The sequence below is a fragment of the Zobellella taiwanensis genome (assembly GCF_003012795.1).
In the GTDB taxonomy this organism is placed as follows: Bacteria; Pseudomonadota; Gammaproteobacteria; order Enterobacterales; family Aeromonadaceae; genus Oceanimonas; species Oceanimonas taiwanensis.
Map to the genome: position 1 here is coordinate 1 of NZ_PXYH01000012.1, position 19,996 is coordinate 19,996.

Here is a 19,996-nt window from a genome sequence, read left to right on the forward strand (position 1 = left end):
GTTTGCTTGATAGATTGTTAAAGAGCGTTGACCGTTATCGGGTCAGGGCTGCGTATTCTACGCAATCCTTGGTATTCGTCAAGCGGTTAAACCGAAGTTTTTACTGCTTGTTGACGTTGGCGTGTTGCGCCGTGTCAGTGAGGGCGCATTATAGGGAGCCGCCGGATTTGCGCAAGGGCTTTTTTGCAAAAAACGACCATGCGCTCAGTTAACCATCAGATTGAAGTTTATCAGACCAGATTGGGGGTGTTTTGTGCAAATTCCACCAGGGAAGGATAAACGGCATGAGCCATGGCTTCGCCCTCAGGAGTGACCACCTTGCCAGTGCGCACCAGTATCCTGTGCCCCACCCCCGCCGCCTCGGCAGCCTTCAGGTCCGACACTTTGTCGCCTACCATGTAAGAGGCGGTCATGTCGATGTTCAGTTCCCTGGCCGCGTCCAGGAACATGCCCGGGGCCGGCTTGCGGCAGTCACAGGCCATGGTATCGGGTCCGTTACCTTCAGAGGGATGATGGGGACAGAAGTAGATACCGTCCAGATCTACACCCCGGTCCGCCAGGGACCAGTCCATCCATTCGGTCAGGCGCATAAAATCGTCTTCGGTAAAGAGCCCTCGGGCGATTCCCGACTGGTTGGTCACCAGCACCAGCAGGTAGCCCTTCTCTTTGAGCTGCTTGAGGGCATCGATAACGCCGTCGATAAAGACGAAATCATCGGAATGGGAAACATAGCCGGTGTCCTGGTTGATGACACCGTCCCGATCGAGAAAAATTGCCGCTTTTGCCACTGGAAGTTCCTGCCTTCAAAATACTGGTACTGATCGCATAGTATCACAGCCCTGACCCTTGTCAGGCTGTCGCTGACCACTGGCAATCTCCCGGTGGAAATGACAGGCTACCTGATGCTGTCCTTCTTCCAATAGCGGTACTTCCTTGGCACAACGCTCGCCCGCATAGGGGCAACGAGTGCGAAAGTGACAACCGGACGGCGGATCAGCCGGCGACGGCAGCTCGCCGCTTAACATCAGCGGGGCCTTGCGCCGGCGGGGATCCGGTTCGGGAATGGCGGCCAGCAGCGCCCGGGTGTAGGGATGCAACGGGGAGCGATAGAGGGTTTCGGCATCCACCAGCTCGACGATACGTCCCAGGTACATCACCGCTATCCGGTCCGAAACATGCCTGACCACCGACAAATCATGGGCGATAAACAACATGGCCAGCCGGTATTCCTGCTGCAGCGACAGCAGCAGGTTGAGGATCTGCGACTGCACCGACACATCCAGGGCCGACACCGCCTCGTCACATACCAGCAACCGGGGCTTGAGCACCATGGCCCGGGCAATGCCGATGCGCTGGCGCTGGCCGCCGGAAAATTCGTGGGGGTAGCGTTCCAGCGCCGACGCCGGCAGTCCCACCCGTTCCAGCCATTCCGCCGCCCACCGCCGCCGTTCATGGGCTGAGCCAAGACCATGAATAACAAAGGGTTCCTGCAGTATGGTGCCTATGGTATGGCGGGCATTAAGCGATTCGAGAGGATCCTGAAATACCATCTGCATCTGCTGTCGCAAGGATTGCATCCGGACATGGGAATACCGACTGATTTCTTCGCCATCAAAGAAAACACGTCCTGCACTCGGCTCGTTCAGCTTCAGCAAGGCCCTGGCCAGGGTCGACTTGCCGCAACCCGATTCCCCCACCAGCCCCAGGGTTTGCCCTGCCTCCAGCTCAAAGCTGATTCCATCCACCGCATACAAGGTCCGTCCACGGCGCAGCAATCCACCTCCCAGGGTGAAATGCTGCTTCAATCCTTGCACTTTCAGTAATGGGGTCATGAAGGTCGATCCCGCCAGTGATGGCACCACACCTGGTGTGATTCCCCAGCCAGTGAGACCACCGGTTGCTGCTCACACAGATCGGAAGCCCGGGGACAACGGTTGGCAAATCGACATCCCGCCTTTTGCTCCTCAAGGGAAGGGACCTGTCCCTTGATGGTCGGTAACATTGTCTTGCCAGGCCTCTCCAGCCGGGGGATGGCAGACAACAACCCCTGGGTATAGGGGTGCAGGGGGCGCTCGAAGATATCGAACACCCCGGCCTGCTCGGCGCTGCGCCCGGCATACATCACCAAAACCTGGTCGCACACCTGGGCCACCACACCAAGATCATGAGTGATAAAAATAACTCCCATGCCGGTCTTTTGCTGCAGTTCACGGATCAGATGCAGGATCTGCGCCTGCATGGTGACATCCAGCGCCGTGGTCGGTTCGTCACAGATCAGCAAATCCGGCTCACAGGCCAGAGCCATGGCGATCATCACCCGCTGGCGCATGCCGCCGGACAGCTGGTGGGGATAGGCAGCAAGCCGGGCTTCGGCTTCCGGGATGCCAACCTGATGTAGGATGGCCAGCGCCGCCTCACGCCGCTGTGGTTTGTTCAGCTCGGGACGATGCAGCTCATACACCTCCATCAACTGGCAGCCAATGGTATACACCGGATTAAGCGCCGTCATCGGCTCCTGAAAGATCATGGCTATCTTGTTGCCTCGCACGCGGTAGCGCTGCTCGGCGGTCAGGGCTAGTAAATCCTGGCCCTGAAACTGCGCCCGCCCGCCAACCACCCGACCGGCCGGCCTGGGTAACAGCCCCAGCAGGCTCAATGCGGTCACGCTTTTGCCGCAGCCCGACTCCCCCACCAGCCCCAGGGTTTGGCCCGCCGTCACCGTAAAGCTGACGTCGTCCACTACCCGGAAACAGCCCGCTTCGGTGGTAAAGCTTACCGCCAGGTTATCCACGCTCAATAATGTGGCCATCAGGGCTCCTGCCGCCGCCAGGTTTCCACCACCTCCAGCACGGGTTCATAGCGTTTGCCGCCCGCCTTGATCTCGGCCTTCAGCTCCTGGTCGATCCAGAACAGGCCACCGGTGCTGTGCGGATAACCCTCCATCGGCCAGAACAGGGAGGGCGACTGCCGGGTGCCCCGGGATTCGGGCAGTTTAACATAGCGCCAGTAGGCTTCCCGGGTATAGGGCACCTGATAACCGGGAATAAAAATGGCCAGCTCATGCACCCGCTGCTGGATCCGCCGGGAGATAGCCGCCTTGGCTTCAAGGGCCATGGTCACCCGGTATTCTTCGATCAGGTTGTCCAGTTGCTCGTCGCTGACATTGAACAGGTTGTTGGTCTGGGGCTGGCCGGCATTGGCCGAATGGAAAAACTCCCAGTACTGGGGGTAAAGCCCCCCGCCGCCCCAGCCCAGCCAAGCGGCTTCGTGTTTTTTCTCCAGCATGGCCTTGAAGCCGGTGGCACCGTCCACCAGGTTGAGCTGCAGATCCAGCCCTGCCTTGCGCGCCTCTTCCCGCAGTATCGCCAGCCGGGCGGTGTGCTCCTGAGTGGTGTAGGTCACCGCCAGGCTGAGGCGATCGCCCTGGGCGTTCATCAGTATGCCGCCGGGGCCCTGGCGATCGTAGCCGCCCTCGGCGAACAGGGCCCGCGCCCGCTCGATATCGAATTCCCGGGCCCGGATATGGGTGTCGGTAAAGTCGCCATAGCCGGTGCCGAAGGTGTGCATGCGCTCGTAATCGCCGCGCAATATAGTGTCCAGCATGCGCTGCATATTGATGGCATGGGCAATGCCCTGGCGTACACGGATATCTCCCAGCCGCGGGTGGGCGATGTTGAGGTGCAGCCCCTGGGCTCCCTGCTGAATGTCGTTGTAGAACCAGATGCGGTTGATAAGGCCATTGCGGTACTCGGGGGTATCGGTTTTGTCATGCCACCAGTCGGGCAGGATCAGGCCGAAGGTGTCCACATCGCCCCGCAGAAAATGCCGGTAGGCGATATTCATGTCCCGCACCACCGTCAGGCGTATTTGATCCACATTGAAGCGATGTTGGTAGTAGCGGAGATCATTGCCCCACCAGTCGTCCAGACGCTCAAAGGTGATGGAGCGGCCCCGCTTGACGTCGCTGATCACATAGGGACCGGTCACCGGCACCAGTTCCCAGTTGTAGCGGCGCACCCAGTCCTCACTCAGTTCATAGTAGTGGGCCGGCTGCGGCACCAGGCCAACGGTATTGAGCAGTTCGCGCCGGCTCTTGGGGCTGCCGGCGGTCACCGATATGGTGTGCTCGTCGTACTTGGTGATATCGACGATTTCTTCCGTGTAGTAGTTGTTGTACCAGGGCGCACGGATCACCTCGGAGCGCATGAATTCGAGCGCGAACAGGAAATCGTCGGCAGTGACCGGCTCTCCATCGGACCAGCGGGCCGCGGGGTTGAGCCGGAAGTACATGGTCTTGTCATCGTCGCCAAAGGCCCAGTGGGTAGCCAGCGCCGGTATGGGGGTTTCGGTTTCCGGATGTAGGGCGTAGAGCCCGAGCTGATTTTCCAGGATAAAGGAGCGAAAGGCGGTATTGGAGTCCGGTCCCACGGTGCGGAAGGTGAGTGGAAAGCTCAGCAGCATCATGTTGAGCTCCCCGCCCCGCCTGGCCTCGGGCGAGGCGAAGATGGGATCCGTGTCATTGGTCTCCCACTCCAGATCGGCGGGCAGTTCGGCGGCCGACAGGCCGAAAGCCAGGCAACATAGGGTCAGTATCGCAGTCAGTTTTTTCATCGCCATCCCTGCCTATTCGTAACGGGAAAAATGTTTGGGGTCAAAGGCTTCACGAATCGCTTCGCCGATAAAGGACACGGTAATCAGCACCAGCGACACCGCCACCACCACGGAGCCCACTATCCAGGGCGCATCCAGGTTGTTGACTCCCTGGCGCAACAACTCGCCCCAACTGGGAGTCGGTGGTGCCAGGCCAAAACCCAGGTAATCGAGCGCCGTCAGCAAGGAAATGTTGGCCACCACGGTAAAGGGCGCCAGGGTCACGACCATCATCAGGGTATTGGGCAGTATGTGGTGCACTATGATGCGCCAGGTGCCCGCCCCCAAAGCCCGGGCCGCCAGCACATAGTCCCTGGCCTTTTCCTTGTAGGTGAGGGTACGCATATACCAGGTAATGCCCATCCAGCCGAACAGCACGTTGATGCCCACGAACAGCATGAAATTGGGCTGGGTGAGGGACACCAGTATCATGATCACGTAGAGGAAGGGTACCTGGGACCAGATCTCGATAAAACGCTGGAACAAGAGATCGAACTTGCCACCGACAAAGCCCATCAGGCAGCCCAGCATGACGCCGATGGCGTAGCTGGCGGTGAGCGCGATAAAGGCGAAACCCACGGCGGTACGAAAACCGTACACCAGCCGGGCCAGTATGTCCCGCCCCGAGCTGTCGGTACCGAGGAAGTGCCGGCTCTCCAGGCTGGGGGCATTGGGCGGAAAGCTGTCCGCGCTGTAATCCTGTTCATAGGGGCTCCAGGGCACCGGAGGCAGCAGCACCCAGTTACCGGGCTGCTCTGACAAACGCCGCTTCAGCTCCCGGTAGTCGGTTTCGTACTGATAGCCCAGCCCGAAGGTATCACCGGTAATCACCGCCCCATAGGTGGGAAAATAAAGCTGTCCTTCATACTTGACCAGCAGCGCCCTGTTGTTGACCCACAGCTCGGCCAACAGCGCCAGCAGCACCATCAGCATAAACAGGCAGAAGGCATAATAACCGCGGCGGATACCGCGAAAGCGCCGCAGTTTTTTCAGGGTCGGGGCGGAGAAGAAGCTAGCCATCGAAACGCACCCTGGGATCCACCAGCGCCACACAGATATCCGACAGTATATTGCCCACCAGCATCAGCAGCGAGGTAATGGCCAGTATGCCCATCACCACCGGATAGTCCCGCTCCACCACCGCCTCGTAGCCGAGCAGGCCCAGGCCGTCGATGTTGAAGATCACCTCAATCAGGAAGGAACCGGCGAAGAACACCGAAATCACGTTGCCGAAATGGCTGGCGATGGGGATCAGGCTGTTGCGCAGGGCGTGGCGGGTCACGGCCTTGCGAAAGGGCAGGCCCTTGGCCACGGCGGTGCGCACATAGTCGGCGGACAGGTTTTCCATCAGGCTGTTCTTCATGGTCATGGTCAGTACTGCGAAGTCGCCAATGGCGTAGGCGATAAGCGGCAGCAGGGCATGCTGGAACAGGTTGACCACCTTGGGCCAGAAGCCGTCCAGGTAGTAAAAGTCATCACCCACGAAGCCGCCCATGGGAAACCAGCCGAGCTGGAAGGCGAACACGGTGAGCAGGAAAATCCCCACCACATAGGCGGGCAGGGCGTAGCCGGCATAGATCAGCATGGAGCTGATGCTGTCAAAACGGCTATTGTGATGCAACGCCTTGAGGATGCCGAGGGGAATGGATACCAGGTAGCTGAGCAGGAAGGTGCAAATACCAAAGAAAGCGGACACCGGCAGCCGTTCCTTGATCAGCTCCCACACCGGCAGGTAATAGCGGGTCGATTCGCCCAGATCCAGCCGTACCAGCTTGCCCAGCCAGTCCCGGTAGGCTTCCAGTACCGGCTTGTCGAGGCCGTAAAACGCATTCAACTCCGCTATCTGGTCGGCCGACAGCACCTGCCCGCCCCGGCTGCTCTGGCGGAATTCACTGCTTTGCAACTGACTTTCCATCAGCATGCGTTCCACCGGACCGCCGGGCACGAAACGGGTAATGGCGAATACCACCAGGGTAATGCCCAAAAAGGTGGGGATCAGTAACAGTAAGCGGCGCAGAAAGTACTGGCCCATAAGTATCCTTTGCTCTTGTTCCCTGAACGCGGAATAGCCGGAAGAGGTGAACTACCCTATCCCATTCACAACTTCCTTAGCAAGATGAAGAGGATAGGCAAGCCGTGGGAAATATCCGTTGACTTGGACGTCCAGACGGCTTAGCATCCTCTGCCATCATTCATGCTTGCATGACTTGTCTCTATTCCCATCTGTTATTGCAGTGGATAACCATACCGGAAGGGCTCATCCTCCGATGATCAAACTGACCAATATCACCAAACGCTACGGCGAGGGCGCCGCTGCCGTCCATGCCGTCAAAAATATCGACCTGGAGGTTGCCGCCGGCCAGATCATGGGCGTGATCGGCGAATCCGGTGCCGGCAAAAGCACCCTGATCCGCTGTGTCAACATGCTGGAACGTCCCACCGAAGGGAGCGTTATCGTCGACGGCCAGGATCTGACCCGGCTCGGCAACCACCAGTTGCCCCGGGCCCGCCGCAATATCGGCATGATCTTCCAGCATTTCAACCTGCTCTCTTCCCGTACCGTGTTCGCCAACGTGGCGCTGCCCCTGGAACTGGCCGGCATGGACAAGGCCGCCATCCGGCAACGGGTGGATGAGTTGCTGGAGCTGGTGGGGCTGTCGCACCGGGCCAAGGCCTACCCGAGCGAGCTGTCCGGCGGTCAAAAGCAGCGCGTGGCCATCGCCCGCGCCCTGGCACCCAATCCCAGGGTGCTGCTGTGCGACGAGGCCACCTCGGCGCTGGACCCCCAGACCACCCAGTCCATCCTGGCCCTGCTCAAGGACATCAACCAGCGGCTCGGCCTGACCATATTGCTGATCACCCATGAAATGCAGGTGGTCAAGAGCATCTGCGACCGGGTTGCCATCATCAACGACGGCGAACTGATCGAGCAGGGCGAGGTGGCCTGGTTCTTTGCCAACGCCAGGACCGAGCTGGCCCGTCGCTTTATTGCCTCCACCATCCACCTGGAAATCCCGGAGGAATACCAGCGCCGGCTGTCGGCGGAGCCGGTGGCGGATGCCCTGCCCCTGGTGCGCCTGGGCTTTACCGGCGAGACGGTGGACAGCCCGCTGATTTCCATCTTGAGCCGGGATCTGGGGGTAGATGTCACCATCCTCAGCGCCGACATCGAATACGCGGGCGGGGTCAAGTTCGGCTTTATGCTGGCCGAGCTGGATGGCCAGCCCGAGCAGACCCGCAATGCCATCGGCTATCTTCAGGATCATAAAATACAGGTGGAGTTACTCGGTTATGTCCGACGCCATGATTAATCTGCTGCTTTCGGCCCTGTGGGAAACCCTGATCATGACCTTTGGTTCAGGCGCCATCGCCTGTGCCTTAGGCATCCCGCTGGGTATTGCCCTGCATGTGAGCAAGCCCGGTCAAATCTGGGAACACCGGGCCTTCAACAAGGTGCTGGGCACTGTGGTCAACATCGGCCGCTCTGTGCCCTTCATCATTCTGCTGGTGGCCATCATCCCCTTCACCCGGCTGGTGGTCGGCACCAGCATAGGTACGGTCGCGGCGGTGGTGCCGCTGACCGTGGCCGCCATTCCCTTCGTGGCCCGGCTGATGGAGGGCGCCCTGATGGAAATCCCCGCCGGCCTGGTGGAAGCGGCCCAGGCCATGGGCGCCCGGCGCATGCAGATAGTGCTCAAGGTATTGCTGCCTGAAGCCCTGCCCGGCATGCTCAACGGCATCATCATCACCCTGGTGACCCTGGTGAACTATTCGGCCATGGCCGGCGCCATCGGTGGCGGCGGCCTGGGCGATGTGGGTATTCGCTACGGCTATCAGCGCTTTGATCCCCAGATCATGCTGATCACCGTGGTGATGCTGGTAGTACTGGTACAACTCATTCAGAGCGCCGGCGAACGCCTGGTGGCTTATGTGGATCATCGTTGATGTATAAAGGAGTTACCCCATGAAGTTAGGTTTCAAATCGTTCGCCACCGCCAGTGTGCTGGCTTCCGCCCTGGCTCTGGCCGGCTGCGGTGAACAGACCCCGGAAGCAACCCAGGAGGCCGCACCGGCCAAGCCGCTGCGCCTGGGCGTGATCGCCGGTGCCGAAGAGCAGGTGGCCGAGGTTGCGGTCAAGGTTGCCAGGGAGCAATACGGTCTGGAAGTGGAGCTGGTGTCCTTCAGCGACTACGTTACCCCCAACGTGGCCCTGAACGACGGCAGCCTGGACATCAACGCCTTCCAGCACAAGCCCTATCTGGACAAGCAGATTGCCGACCGCGGCTACAAGCTGGTGCCGGTAGCCAATACCTTCGTTTACCCCATCGCCGGCTACTCCAAGTCCATCCAGTCCCTGGATGAGCTGGCCGACGGTGCCAAGGTGGCCGTACCCAACGATCCCACCAACCTGGGCCGCAGCCTGCTGCTGCTGGAACAGCAGGAGCTGATCGAAGTGGATGATGCCGTCGGCCTGGAAGCCACGCCGCTCAACATCACCGCCAACCCGAAGAACCTGCAGATCATCGAGTTGGAGGCACCCCAGTTGCCGCGCTCCCTGGATGACGTGGCCTTCGCGGTGATCAACACCACCTATGCCTCCCAGATCGACCTGCTGCCGACCCGCGACGGCCTGTTCGTGGAAGACAAGGACTCCCCCTACGTCAACCTGATCGTGGCCCGGGAAGACAACCAGAACGACGAGCGGGTGCAGACCTTCGTCAAGGCCTACCAGAGCGAGGAGGTCTACCAGGCCGCCCTCGAGCTGTTCAAGGGCGGCGTGGTCAAGGGCTGGTAAGTACGGTTCACAATATCGCCAGGGTCACGGCTTGCCGTGGCCTTTTTTTTGGGGGCTGTCATAATGACGATTTACCCCTGCGCCAGGATGTTCCATGCACAAGTGGTATCTGGCCCATTGTCGCCCGCGGGAAGAAGACAGGGCCCTGCATAATCTGAACAATCAGAACATCGACGCCTTTTATCCTTTCGTCGAGGTGCAAAAACTGCGCCGCGGCCGCAAGGTACTCAGGACGGAAGCGCTATTCCCGGGATATCTGTTTATCCGGGTAGACCTGGAGGTGACCAGTTCCACCACCATCAGCTCCACCCGGGGCATCCGCAACCTGGTACGCTTCGGCAGCCATCCCTGCGAAGTGCCAGCCGAGCTGGTCTATGAGCTGATGTGTCATTGTGACAGCGACGAACTGCGCGAAAAGCTGAGCGACCTGCCCAAGTGCGGCGACCGGGTGCGGATCAGCGAAGGTCCCTTCGCCGGCCTGGAGGCCATTTACCAGGAAGCCGACGGCGATACCCGGGCCATACTATTGCTGACCCTGCTGCAGAAGGAAACCACCGCCAGTCTCGCCAACACCGACTTCATCCGGCTCTAGCCCAGGGTCAGCGCCGCTCCAGCACCATCACCCCGTGATGTTGCAATGGCCGGTGCTCTTGGTAATCGCGCCTGGCATCGAGCGGCTGCCACCAGCCAACCGGAGCCAGGCGCAGTGGAACCTCCACCGCCAGCCGGAACCGCGATTCGAACCGATCTTTACTGTTACTGAGCAGCGATGTCTGCAGCCTCAGGATCCGCCAGGGTGAATAACTGAGCGACCACTGGCGGGACGCAGCCGCCTTGTGCTTGTCGCCACTGCCGAACAAATCCAGCCGTTGCCCACGCCAGCGGTATTGCTGACCCGACAGGCTGAGACCGGGAATGGCCGCCAGCCTGCCCTCCCCGAACCAGACCCGCCCCCGGGCCGGCCTTTCGGTGCCCATCTCCCCCTGTTGCCAGGTCGATAACGGCCGGTAATCCACCGCGCCCAGGCGAAAGTCCGGATGGCTGAGCCACACCAGCAGCCCGCCGCGCCGATGTGCCCATTCATCCTGATAGTCAAACAACGGTTCCAGATGAAGAGTCAGCCCGTCACCAAGCGGCTCACTGCGGTGTAACCCTGCCTGGTAAGTAAGGCGATCGTCGCGCAAGTCCAGCCCCAGTTCCCCCTGCGCCCCGGGCCATAGCGGCAACGCCATCTGGCTATTGAACCGGGGTTCCCGGTCGAACAGCGGCAACTGGTAATCCCAACGCCAGTCATCGGGGTTGAGCCAGGGCAGAGCGGTCAGTTGGCGGGTACCGAAGGAAAGGGTATCGTCGGCCAGGTGTTCGCTCTGGCTGAGCAGGAACTGGTCCAGCTCATCGGTGGCCGCGGCACGGGCGGCCGAGGCCAGGGTCAGCAGCAGTTGCTCGGTTTTCGGCGCCGCCGCCGGATCCGGCGGTCCCAGGGCAGGCAGGGCGGTGGACAAGGACTCTTGCCGGGATGGCGCCACCGCCGGGCTCGGCGATTCGGCGGCCGCCATGGCCAGAGGAGGACGGTCCGGCACCCAGATCCACTGTCCCGGGCGCAGGGGCGTGAGAAAACGCTCCCTATTGTATTCCAGCCGCAAGCGCCGTTCGCTCAGCTGGTAACGCTCGGCAAGCAGGGCCCAGTGCTCTCCCGCCGCGACCTGGTGCATCACCATGACCGGCCCCGAGGCCGATACCGCCCAGGCCCAGCCACTCAACCACAGGATGATCCATCGCATACCGACCTCCACCGTTGACGGGAGGGAAAAGGCCTCTCAGCCCTGGAAGCCGCACAGCAGGCGATATTCTTCCAGGACATAAGTGTCCGTCATGCCACTGACGAAATCCAGCAGCAGGCGGACCCGGAAGTACCACTCCCGCTCCCGTTCATTTTCAAAAAAGGCCGCGCCCTCGCTGTCGCGCCGATAGGCAGCCAGGTGGCGGGGCGGCAACCGATGGAACAGCCGGCGCAGCACCAGGCCATTGGCGTCCTGACGGCTTTCCAGCCCGGTGAACTCCCGCGCCGGCAGCGCCAGCAGGGGCGCAAAGGCTTCCAGTACCCCCCTGAGTGCCGCATAGCCCGCCAGCTCCAGTGATTCCACTTCCCGCCGTTGAAACACCTGCCGATGAGCGAAGCTCTTCAGCCACTGCAGCGCCTGGGCCGGCGCCTCTTCCACCGCCAGCAGGGGGCTGTCGTGCACCCCGTCCAGGATGGCGTGCTGATGCCGCAGGTACTGCTCGCTGACCAGCGGCAGCAGATCGCGGCTGATACCCTGACGGAAACGGCTGAAAAAACCCGGCCGCTGCACTTGTGAATCGCGCCACAGCCGTCGCAGATAATCATTGCCCTCGCCCAGCAAGGCCTGCTCCAGTTCGGCCAGGCTGAGCACCCCCCTGTCCACCGCGTCCTCCAGGTCGGCCACCCCGTAGGCCATGTCGTCGGCCGCCTCCATCAGGAAAGTCAGCGGATAGCGGCCCCGGGCCGTGGTTGGAAAACGGGCCCGGATTTGCTGCACCAGGGGCCGCTCGCTGAAAAAATGCCCCGGCTTTTGCTGCCACAGCCCGGCGGTCCTGGGCTGATAGGCGCCGCGCACGTATTTTTGCAGGGCCGCCAGTTGGCTCAGGGTCAGGTTCATGTCCTGCAGGCTGTGCAGCAACCGCAGGCTCTGGGCATTGCCCTCAAACTGCTTGAGGTCGGCCATCAGCATGGGCCACTGGCGCGAGCCCTTGCCCACCGCCTGGCGGAACAGGGCCGGCAGCCGCCGGCCCAACCAGTCGATGATCACCGCCTCGCCAAAATGGCCGAAAGGCGGGTTGCCCACGTCATGCAGCAGACAGGCCATTTCCACCAGGCTGACGAAGGCATCCTTGTCCTCCTCCGGCTCCAGCCCGGCCAGCACCTGCAAGGCCAGCTGGCGCCCGGTTTCCTTCACCTCCAGGGAGTGGGTCAGCCGACTGCGTACCGAGGCCTTGACATCAAGCGCGAACACCTGGGTTTTTTGTTGCAGCCGGCGTACCGGCGAGCACTGCACTATGCGGCTGCGGTCCGCTTCTATCGCCGCCCGGGCGGTTTCCGGTTCGCCGGCCGGGCGCAGCCGGTCCGCGAGGATCATTTCCTGATAAAGGCTCATATTCTGCTCTCCAGCCAGTGCCGCAATATTTTGAGATCGGGTGCCAGTTGCCGGTTAAGGGCTTCGATCCGGCCATCCAGTTGCTGCCACCAGTCCGGCCGCTCCGGGCTTTGCACCAGTTGAGCCAACTGCTGTATCCGCTTCAGTCCCACCGAGCCGGCCGCCCCCTTGATTTTGTGCGCCTCTTCCACGATGTCGGGCTGGCTGCGCTCGGCCAGGAAAGCATTGAGGCGTGCCAGGTAGTCTCCCGCCATCGACTCCAGCAGATCCACGCTCGACAGCAAGGCCCGAGCCCCGACCGTGTCCACATAATCCTGCAGGAACAGGGTATCCAGCACCTCGCCGATCTCCTCGGGAGCGGCCACCGGCGACTCTGCCGCCGGCTGGCCGAAAAAGCGCGCCAGCACGCCCTTGATCGCCTTGGAAGACAAGGGCTTGCTGATCGCATCGTCCATACCCTTGGCCAGGTATTGCTGCTTGTCGCTGATCACATTGGCGGTCAGCGCCACCAGCGGCGGCAGCGGGGCGCCGCTGCTCCTGGCCTGCTCCCGCAACCGGGCGGCGATATCGAAGCCGGTCATGTCCGGCAGCTGGATGTCGAGGAAAATGAGCTCGAAGTCCTGGCCCGCCAGCAGGGCGAAGGCCTCGGCCCCGTCCCGCGCCACCGTAACCCTGTGGCCCAGCTTTTCCAGCAAGGCGCGGGCCACGGTAATGTTGAGTTCCACATCCTCCACCAGCAGCACCGACAGGGAGGGCAGATGCGCCACAACGGGATCATCGGCCGGCGGCGCTGCCCGGGGAACCGTGATGGTCACGCTGAAACAGGAGCCCTCGCCCGGTTCGCTGTCCAGCTCTATGGTGCCGTGCATAGCGTCCACCAATTGTTGAGATACCGCCAGGCCGATACCGGTACCGGTGGCGTGCTTCTTGCCTTCGACCTGGAAGTAGAGCGCAAAGATTTTCTGCTGTAGTTCGGCGGGAATACCGATGCCGGTATCTTCAATATCAAAGCGCAGGGTGACCTGGCCGGGGTCCAGTTCGTCGGCCATGCAGCGGATGGTGACCCCACCGTCGTCGGTAAACTTGACCGCGTTGCCCACCAGATTCCACAGCACCTGGCGCAGCCGGGTGCCGTCGGCCAGTATCCACTCGGGAATGTCTCCATCCCGGTCAAAGTGCAGGTAGAGCCCCTTTTGCTCCGCCTGCAACCGGGCCAGACTTTCCAGGTCGTCGAGGAAGGAAGGCAGTTCCAGGGGCTCTGGCGCCAGCTCCAGCCGGCTGCGATCCAGTTTGTCCAGATCGATGATGTCATTGAAGATATTGCCCAGGGTCACGGCGCTGAAATGGATGGTCTTGAGGTGTTGCCGCTGCTCCGTGCTCAGTTCCGTGGCGAGCAGGATACGGCTCAGACCCACTATGCCGTTGAGCGGGGTACGCAGCTCGTGGCTGATGGTGGAGATAAAGGTGGTCTTGTCGCGGCTGGCCTTTTCCAGTTGCTCCTGATAGCGCTTGCGCTCGGTGATGTCGCGGCCGAAGCCGAGCAGTCCCAGTCGCTTGCCGTCCCGGTCGAAAAAGGGCACCTTGCGCAACTCAAAGCAGGCCCGTCGCCCGTCCGGATACTGCAGCCACTGCTCGTAGGTCTGGCTTTCATTGCGGGCGAACACTTCCTTGTCGGTCTCGACCACCTTTTCCGCCACGTCTTCCGGATAGACATCATAGGGCGTCAGACCAATCAGCTCCTTTTCCTGCCGGCCGAGCAGGTCTTCCATCGCCTTGTTGCAGCCCGAAAATTCTTCCAGTTCATTGCGGTAATAGACCAGGTCGGGAGAGGTATCGATAAAGGAGCGCAGCAGGGCCGATCGCTCCTGGGACTCCATCTGCGCCTTCTCGCGCTGGAACACCTCGCTTTCCAGATCCTCTATCGCCTGCTGGCGCGCCGCCTCCGCCCTGTGGGTTTCCTCTATCTGGCGATTGAGCAACTGGATTTTTTCCTGCAGCTCGCCGTTGAGTTCCAGATCCCGCTCCCGCATCTGTTGCAGCCGTTGCACCAGCCGGCTCAGCCGCTGGCGCGAGTCCTCCAATTGGTCCACCACCACCGACAGGAAGTACACCGCCCAGGGGGTCACCAGCAACCCGAAAAAGATGGAGCGCACCAGGTCGATGGACTCGACGGAGCCGCGCAAAAACAGCGTAACCCCGACCTGGATGAAAATGGCCAGCAATATAATGCAGGCCGCCAGCAACATGCTGAAACGGACAATGCCCAGCTTGGTCATCAGATCCACATAATACTGGGCCCAGGTCTTTATGGGTTTCATCGGTTTTTCCTGTCGACAACGGCGATGGGGAAGGATACCGGCTCCAGAGCGGCCTGTCATGTTGCAGCGGCCCGGGCAGCCCCGGTTGCATGGCCTCTCTTCGCCCGCTCTGTGGGCGGTAACGTAACTGAATGCCAGCGCTGGGGAAAATGTTGCCGCCCACCATGAATATGGAAACATTATGCAATTAAAGTGCATTTATAAACGCATGATGGAAAAGCATTTTCTGCCTTGACGGCGCCATAGGGGCAAATTGAAACTGAGACTTAGCTCAAAGCTTGCAAGCACAATGTTGTAATAAAACAACAAAAAACATTGAAATTTATAATATCCCGCAAGCACACAAAAACCAAGACAAAGTAACGAAAAAAACAATAAAAATAAGATTTACAACCAAACAATATCGTTTTCCATTGAAATATCCTACTTGAACCCTTCAAAAAACACCCTTTATCCCTTTATTTCTTTAATTGACCTCACAAAAAAATCACTATAGTTTGGTAAATTAGCCACCAATGGCAACGGACGCTTCAGAGCATGTCGTGCTGACAAAAGTAGTCGCTCGGCCAACGGGCTCGAGCAATGGAGGAATGCAATGTCTCTTTATGACCCCTCGCTTGAGAAGGACAACTGTGGTTTCGGTCTCATCGCCCATACCGAAGGCGAAGCCAGCCACAAGCTTGTCCGTCTCGCCATTTCGGCGCTGGATCGCATGCAGCACAGGGGCGGCATCGCCGCCGACGGCAAGACCGGCGACGGTTGCGGCCTGCTGATGCAAAAACCCGATAGTTTCTTTCGCGCCGTGGCGGAAGACAAAGGATGGAACCTCGGCCGCAAGTACGCCGTCGGCATGCTGTTCCTCAACCCGGATTCGGTGCTGGCCGAACAGGCCCGCCAGCTCATCACCGAAGAGCTGGAACGGGAAACCCTGACCCTGGTCGGCTGGCGAGAGGTGCCGGTCAACACCAAGGTGCTGGGCGAGATCGCCAGGGCCTCACTGCCACGCATCGAGCAAGTGTTCGTCAACGCGCCCGCAGGCTGGGCGGAAAAAGACATAGAACGCCGCCTTTACCTCGTCCGTCGCCGCATTGAAAAGCGCATCAACGACGACTATTTCTACGTAGTCAGCCTGTCCAACCTGGTGATGACCTACAAGGGTCTGTGCATGCCCGCGGATCTACCCCGCTTCTACCTGGATCTGGCCGACATCCGCATGCAGTCCGCCATCTGCGTGTTCCACCAGCGCTTCTCCACCAACACCCAGCCCCGTTGGCCCCTGGCGCAACCGTTCCGCTTTCTGGCCCATAACGGTGAAATCAACACCATCGGCGGCAACCGCCAGTGGGCCCAGGCGCGGGCCTACAAGTTCGCCTCGCCACTGTTGCCGGACCTGTATGACGCTGCCCCCTTTGTAAACACCTCGGGCTCCGACTCCTCCAGCCTGGACAACATGCTGGAGCTGTTTCTCGCCGGCGGCATGGACCTGTTCCGCGCCATGCGCATGCTGATCCCGCCCGCCTGGCAGAAAAACCCGGCCATGGACGAGGATCTGCGTGCCTTTTACGACTTCAATTCCATGCACATGGAGCCTTGGGACGGCCCCGCCGGCATCGTCATGTCCGACGGCCGCTTCGCCGCCTGCGCCCTGGATCGCAACGGCCTGCGCCCGGCGCGTTTCGTCAAGACCAAGGATGGCTTCATCACCCTGGCGTCCGAAATCGGCATCTGGGACTACACCCCGGACGAGGTGCTGGAAAAGGGCCGGGTCGGTCCCGGCGAGCTGTTCGTGGTGGATACCGCCAACGGCAAAATCTGGACCAGCTTCGAGATTGACGACGATCTCAAGAGCCGCCACCCCTACCAGGAGTGGATGACCAAGCACAAACGCCGCCTGACCCGTTTCGAGGATCTGCCCGACGCCGAAGCCGGCCAGGCCGAACTGGACGAAGCCCGGCTGCGTACCTACCAGAAGCTGTTCGGCTATTCCATGGAAGAGCTGGATCAGGTGATCCGGGTGATGGGCGAAAACGGCCAGGAGGCGGTTGGCTCCATGGGTGACGACGCCCCCATGGCGGTACTCTCGAGCCGGGCCCGCTCGGTTTACGACTACTTCCGCCAGATGTTCGCCCAGGTGACCAACCCGCCCATCGATCCGCTGCGGGAAAACCACGTGATGTCCCTGGCCACCCTGATCGGCCGGGAGCAGAACGTGTTCAACGAGACCCATGGCCATGCCCACAGGGTTCAGTTTGAATCGCCCATCCTGCTCTATTCCGATTTCCACCAGTTGATGGGACTGGATCAGACCTACCACAAGCACTGCGTTCTGGATTTGAACTTTGCCCCCGAGGAAGGCCTGGAAGCAGCCATCCGCCGGCTGTGCGAGGAAGCCAAGGCCGCCGTGCGCGACGGCAGCGTGCTGCTGGTGCTGTCGGATCGCGCCATCAGCCAGGATCGCCTGCCGATCCCGGCCGCCATGGCGGTGGGCGCGGTGCAGCGCACCCTGGTCGAGAACAACCTGCGCTGCGACTCCAATATTATCGTGGAAACCGCCAGCACCCGGGATCCGCACCAGTTCGCGGTGCTGCTCGGATTTGGCGCCACTGCCATCTATCCCTACCTGGCCTACGAGACCCTGGCCCGCATGGTGGAAGACGGCGTGCTCAAGATGCCCCTGCGCGAGGCCTTGCTCAACTTCCGCAACAGCATCAACAAGGGCCTGTACAAGGTGATGTCCAAGATGGGCATCAGCACCGTCGCTTCCTACCGCTGCTCCCAACTGTTCGAAGCCATCGGCCTGCACCAGGACGTGGTGGATCTGTGCTTCAAGGGCGTCGCCAGTCGGGTGCAGGGCGCCAGCTTCGAGGATTTCCAGCAGGACCTGTTCAACCTGGCCAAACTGGCCTGGATCACCCGCAAGCCCCTGAACCAGGGCGGCCTGCTCAAGTATGTGCACGGCGGCGAATATCACAGCTACAACCCGGACGTGGTCAACAGTCTGCAGCAGGCGGTGCGTTCCGGCAGTTACGAGCACTACAAGACCTACGCCAGGCTGGTGAACGAGCGGCCCGTGGCCATGCTGCGCGACCTGCTGGCCCTGAAAGACAGCGGCCAGGGCATCCCCCTGGAGCAGGTCGAACCCGCTGCCGAACTGTTCCCGCGCTTCGACAGCGCCGCCATGTCCATCGGCGCCCTGGGCCCCGAGGCCCACGAGGCCCTGGCCATCGCCATGAACCGCCTCGGCGGCCAGAGCAACTCCGGCGAAGGCGGCGAGGATCCCCGCCGCTTCAACAGCCTGAAGAACTCCAAGATCAAACAGGTGGCCTCCGGCCGTTTCGGGGTGACGCCCCATTACCTGATGAACGCCGAAGTCATCCAGATCAAGGTGGCCCAGGGCGCCAAGCCCGGCGAAGGCGGCCAGCTGCCCGGCCACAAGGTGACCGCCGAGATCGCCAAGCTGCGTTATGCGGTGCCGGGGGTAACCCTGATCTCGCCGCCGCCGCACCACGACATTTACTCCATCGAGGATCTGGCCCAGCTGATCTTCGACATCAAGCAGATCAACCCGGACTGCCTGGTGTCGGTGAAACTGGTGTCCGAGCCCGGCGTCGGTACCATCGCCACCGGCGTGGCCAAGGCCTATGCGGACCTGATCACCATCTCCGGCTACGACGGCGGCACCGGCGCCAGCCCGCTGACCTCGGTCAAGTACGCCGGCTCCCCCTGGGAGCTGGGCCTGGCCGAAACCCAGCAGGCGCTGGTGGCCAACGGCCTGCGCCACAAGGTGCGGCTGCAGGTGGACGGCGGCCTCAAGACCGGTCTGGACATCATCAAGGCCGCCATCCTGGGCGCCGAAAGCTTCGGCTTCGGCACCGGCCCCATGGTGGCCCTGGGCTGCAAGTACCTGCGTATCTGTCACCTGAACAACTGCGCCACCGGCGTCGCTACCCAGGATGAAAAACTGCGCCGGGATCATTTCCTCGGCCTGCCGGAGATGGTGGAGAACTACTTTAAATTCATCGCCGAGGAAACCCGCGAGCTGATGGCGATGCTCGGCGTGGCCAGGCTCACCGACCTGATCGGCCGCACCGACCTGCTCGAGGTGCTGCCCGGCCTCACCGCCAAGCAGCAAAAGCTGGACCTGTCCGGCATTCTGGCCAAACCCGAACCCAAACCGGGCCTGGCGGTGTTCTGCCAGGAGTCCAACCCCAGCTTCGACAAGGGACCGCTCAACCTCAAGCTGGTCGAGGAGATCCTGCCGGCGGTGGAAGCGAGGAGCGGCGGCGATTTTTACTACAGCATCCGCAACACCGACCGCTCGGTGGGCGCCCGCCTGTCCGGCGAAATCGCCAAACGCCACGGCAACCAGGGCATGGCGGCGGATCCGGTGCGCATCCACCTGGACGGCACCGCCGGCCAGAGCTTTGGGGTGTGGAATGCCGGCGGCCTGGAGATGATCCTCACCGGCGACGCCAACGACTACGTGGGCAAGGGCATGACCGGCGGCAAGCTGGTGATCAAGTCCCACCTGGGTGTGGCCTTCGCCTCACATGAAGCCACCCTGGCGGGCAACACCTGCCTGTACGGCGCCACCGGTGGCCACCTCTATGTGGCCGGTAGGGCCGGCGAGCGCTTCGCGGTGCGCAACTCCGGCGCCATCGCCGTGGTAGAGGGCCTGGGCGACAATGGCTGCGAATATATGACCAGCGGTATCGTCACCGTACTGGGCCGCACCGGCGTCAACTTCGCTGCGGGCATGACCGGCGGTTTCGCCTATGTGCTGGATGAGGACGACAACTTCCACCTCAAGACCAATCATGAGCTGGTGGAGCTGCTGGCGCTGGACGAGCTGGTGATCCATCAGGAGCACCTGCGCGGCATCATCACCCAACATCTGCAGGAAACCGGCAGCGACCGGGCGCAGGAGATACTGGCCGACTTCGACCGTTACCTGCCCAAGTTCAAGCTGGTCAAACCCAAGTCCAGCGATGTGAAATCCCTGCTGGGCCACCAGAGCCGCTCCGCCGCGGAGCTGCGGGTCCACGCGCAGTAAAGGAACA

General features: G+C 61.3%; 14 protein-coding genes. 5 read left to right on the forward strand and 9 right to left on the reverse strand.

The window, feature by feature from the left end:
- Positions 1-230: 230 nt before the first annotated feature.
- The 6 genes from gmhB to C7I36_RS09895 are packed head-to-tail and all read right to left on the reverse strand — an operon-like array spanning position 231 to position 6,682.
- On the reverse strand, positions 231-788 hold the full coding sequence (gene gmhB / locus C7I36_RS09870; protein ID WP_106453557.1) for a D-glycero-beta-D-manno-heptose 1,7-bisphosphate 7-phosphatase: 558 nt from the start codon (positions 786-788) through the stop codon (positions 231-233).
- Positions 789-803: 15 nt separating this feature from the next.
- Positions 804-1,832 carry an ABC transporter ATP-binding protein gene (locus tag C7I36_RS09875; RefSeq protein WP_106453558.1) on the reverse strand — a complete coding sequence of 343 codons (1,029 nt, stop codon included), beginning with the start codon at positions 1,830-1,832 and terminating at the stop codon, positions 804-806.
- Positions 1,829-2,809, reverse strand: a complete 981-nt coding sequence (locus C7I36_RS09880) for an ABC transporter ATP-binding protein (RefSeq protein WP_106453559.1) — start codon at positions 2,807-2,809, stop codon at positions 1,829-1,831. The genes C7I36_RS09875 and C7I36_RS09880 overlap by 4 nt, the downstream gene beginning before the upstream one ends.
- Positions 2,809-4,611 carry an extracellular solute-binding protein gene (locus C7I36_RS09885; protein WP_106453560.1) on the reverse strand — a complete coding sequence of 601 codons (1,803 nt, stop codon included), beginning with the start codon at positions 4,609-4,611 and terminating at the stop codon, positions 2,809-2,811. Before C7I36_RS09885 ends, C7I36_RS09880 begins: the two co-directional genes overlap by 1 nt.
- Before the next feature lie 12 nt (positions 4,612-4,623).
- Positions 4,624-5,670, reverse strand: a complete 1,047-nt coding sequence (locus tag C7I36_RS09890; protein WP_106453561.1) for an ABC transporter permease subunit — start codon at positions 5,668-5,670, stop codon at positions 4,624-4,626.
- Positions 5,663-6,682, reverse strand: coding sequence for an ABC transporter permease subunit (locus C7I36_RS09895; protein WP_106453562.1), 1,020 nt, complete (start codon positions 6,680-6,682; stop codon positions 5,663-5,665). Before C7I36_RS09895 ends, C7I36_RS09890 begins: the two co-directional genes overlap by 8 nt.
- 235 nt (positions 6,683-6,917) lie before the next feature.
- Between C7I36_RS09895 and metN the strand changes: the two genes are divergently transcribed.
- From metN to rfaH, 4 genes are all read left to right on the forward strand, one after another.
- Positions 6,918-7,961, forward strand: coding sequence for a methionine ABC transporter ATP-binding protein MetN (gene metN, locus C7I36_RS09900; RefSeq protein WP_106453563.1), 1,044 nt, complete (start codon positions 6,918-6,920; stop codon positions 7,959-7,961).
- On the forward strand, positions 7,942-8,595 hold the full coding sequence (locus C7I36_RS09905; RefSeq protein WP_106453564.1) for a methionine ABC transporter permease: 654 nt from the start codon (positions 7,942-7,944) through the stop codon (positions 8,593-8,595). Before metN ends, C7I36_RS09905 begins: the two co-directional genes overlap by 20 nt.
- Before the next feature lie 19 nt (positions 8,596-8,614).
- Entirely contained in the window at positions 8,615-9,445 is an 831-nt protein-coding gene (metQ, locus tag C7I36_RS09910; RefSeq protein ID WP_106453565.1) for a methionine ABC transporter substrate-binding lipoprotein MetQ, read from the forward strand.
- A gap of 94 nt (positions 9,446-9,539) precedes the next feature.
- Positions 9,540-10,037, forward strand: a complete 498-nt coding sequence (gene rfaH, locus C7I36_RS09915) for a transcription/translation regulatory transformer protein RfaH (protein ID WP_106453566.1) — start codon at positions 9,540-9,542, stop codon at positions 10,035-10,037.
- Positions 10,038-10,044: 7 nt separating this feature from the next.
- Here rfaH and C7I36_RS09920 read toward each other — a convergent pair whose 3' ends face one another.
- Genes C7I36_RS09920 through arcB form a run of 3 tightly spaced genes read right to left on the reverse strand, consistent with a single transcriptional unit; the run spans position 10,045 to position 14,936 of the window.
- A complete protein-coding gene (locus C7I36_RS09920; protein WP_106453567.1) occupies positions 10,045-11,226 on the reverse strand; it encodes an inverse autotransporter beta domain-containing protein in 1,182 nt (393 codons plus the stop codon).
- Between the two features lie 36 nt (positions 11,227-11,262).
- Complete coding sequence (gene dgt / locus C7I36_RS09925; protein ID WP_106453568.1) at positions 11,263-12,618, reverse strand: dGTPase; 1,356 nt, start codon at positions 12,616-12,618, stop codon at positions 11,263-11,265.
- The gene (gene arcB, locus C7I36_RS09930) at positions 12,615-14,936 is read right to left on the reverse strand and encodes an aerobic respiration two-component sensor histidine kinase ArcB (protein ID WP_106453569.1); all 2,322 of its coding nucleotides are present in this window, start codon (positions 14,934-14,936) and stop codon (positions 12,615-12,617) included. Before arcB ends, dgt begins: the two co-directional genes overlap by 4 nt.
- A 595-nt stretch (positions 14,937-15,531) precedes the next feature.
- On the opposite strand from arcB, the gene gltB reads away from it, so the two are divergent.
- Positions 15,532-19,989 (forward strand): glutamate synthase large subunit, encoded by a 4,458-nt coding sequence (gltB, locus tag C7I36_RS09935; RefSeq protein ID WP_106453570.1) that lies wholly within the window; start codon positions 15,532-15,534, stop codon positions 19,987-19,989.
- The last annotated feature ends 7 nt before the right edge of the window (positions 19,990-19,996 follow it).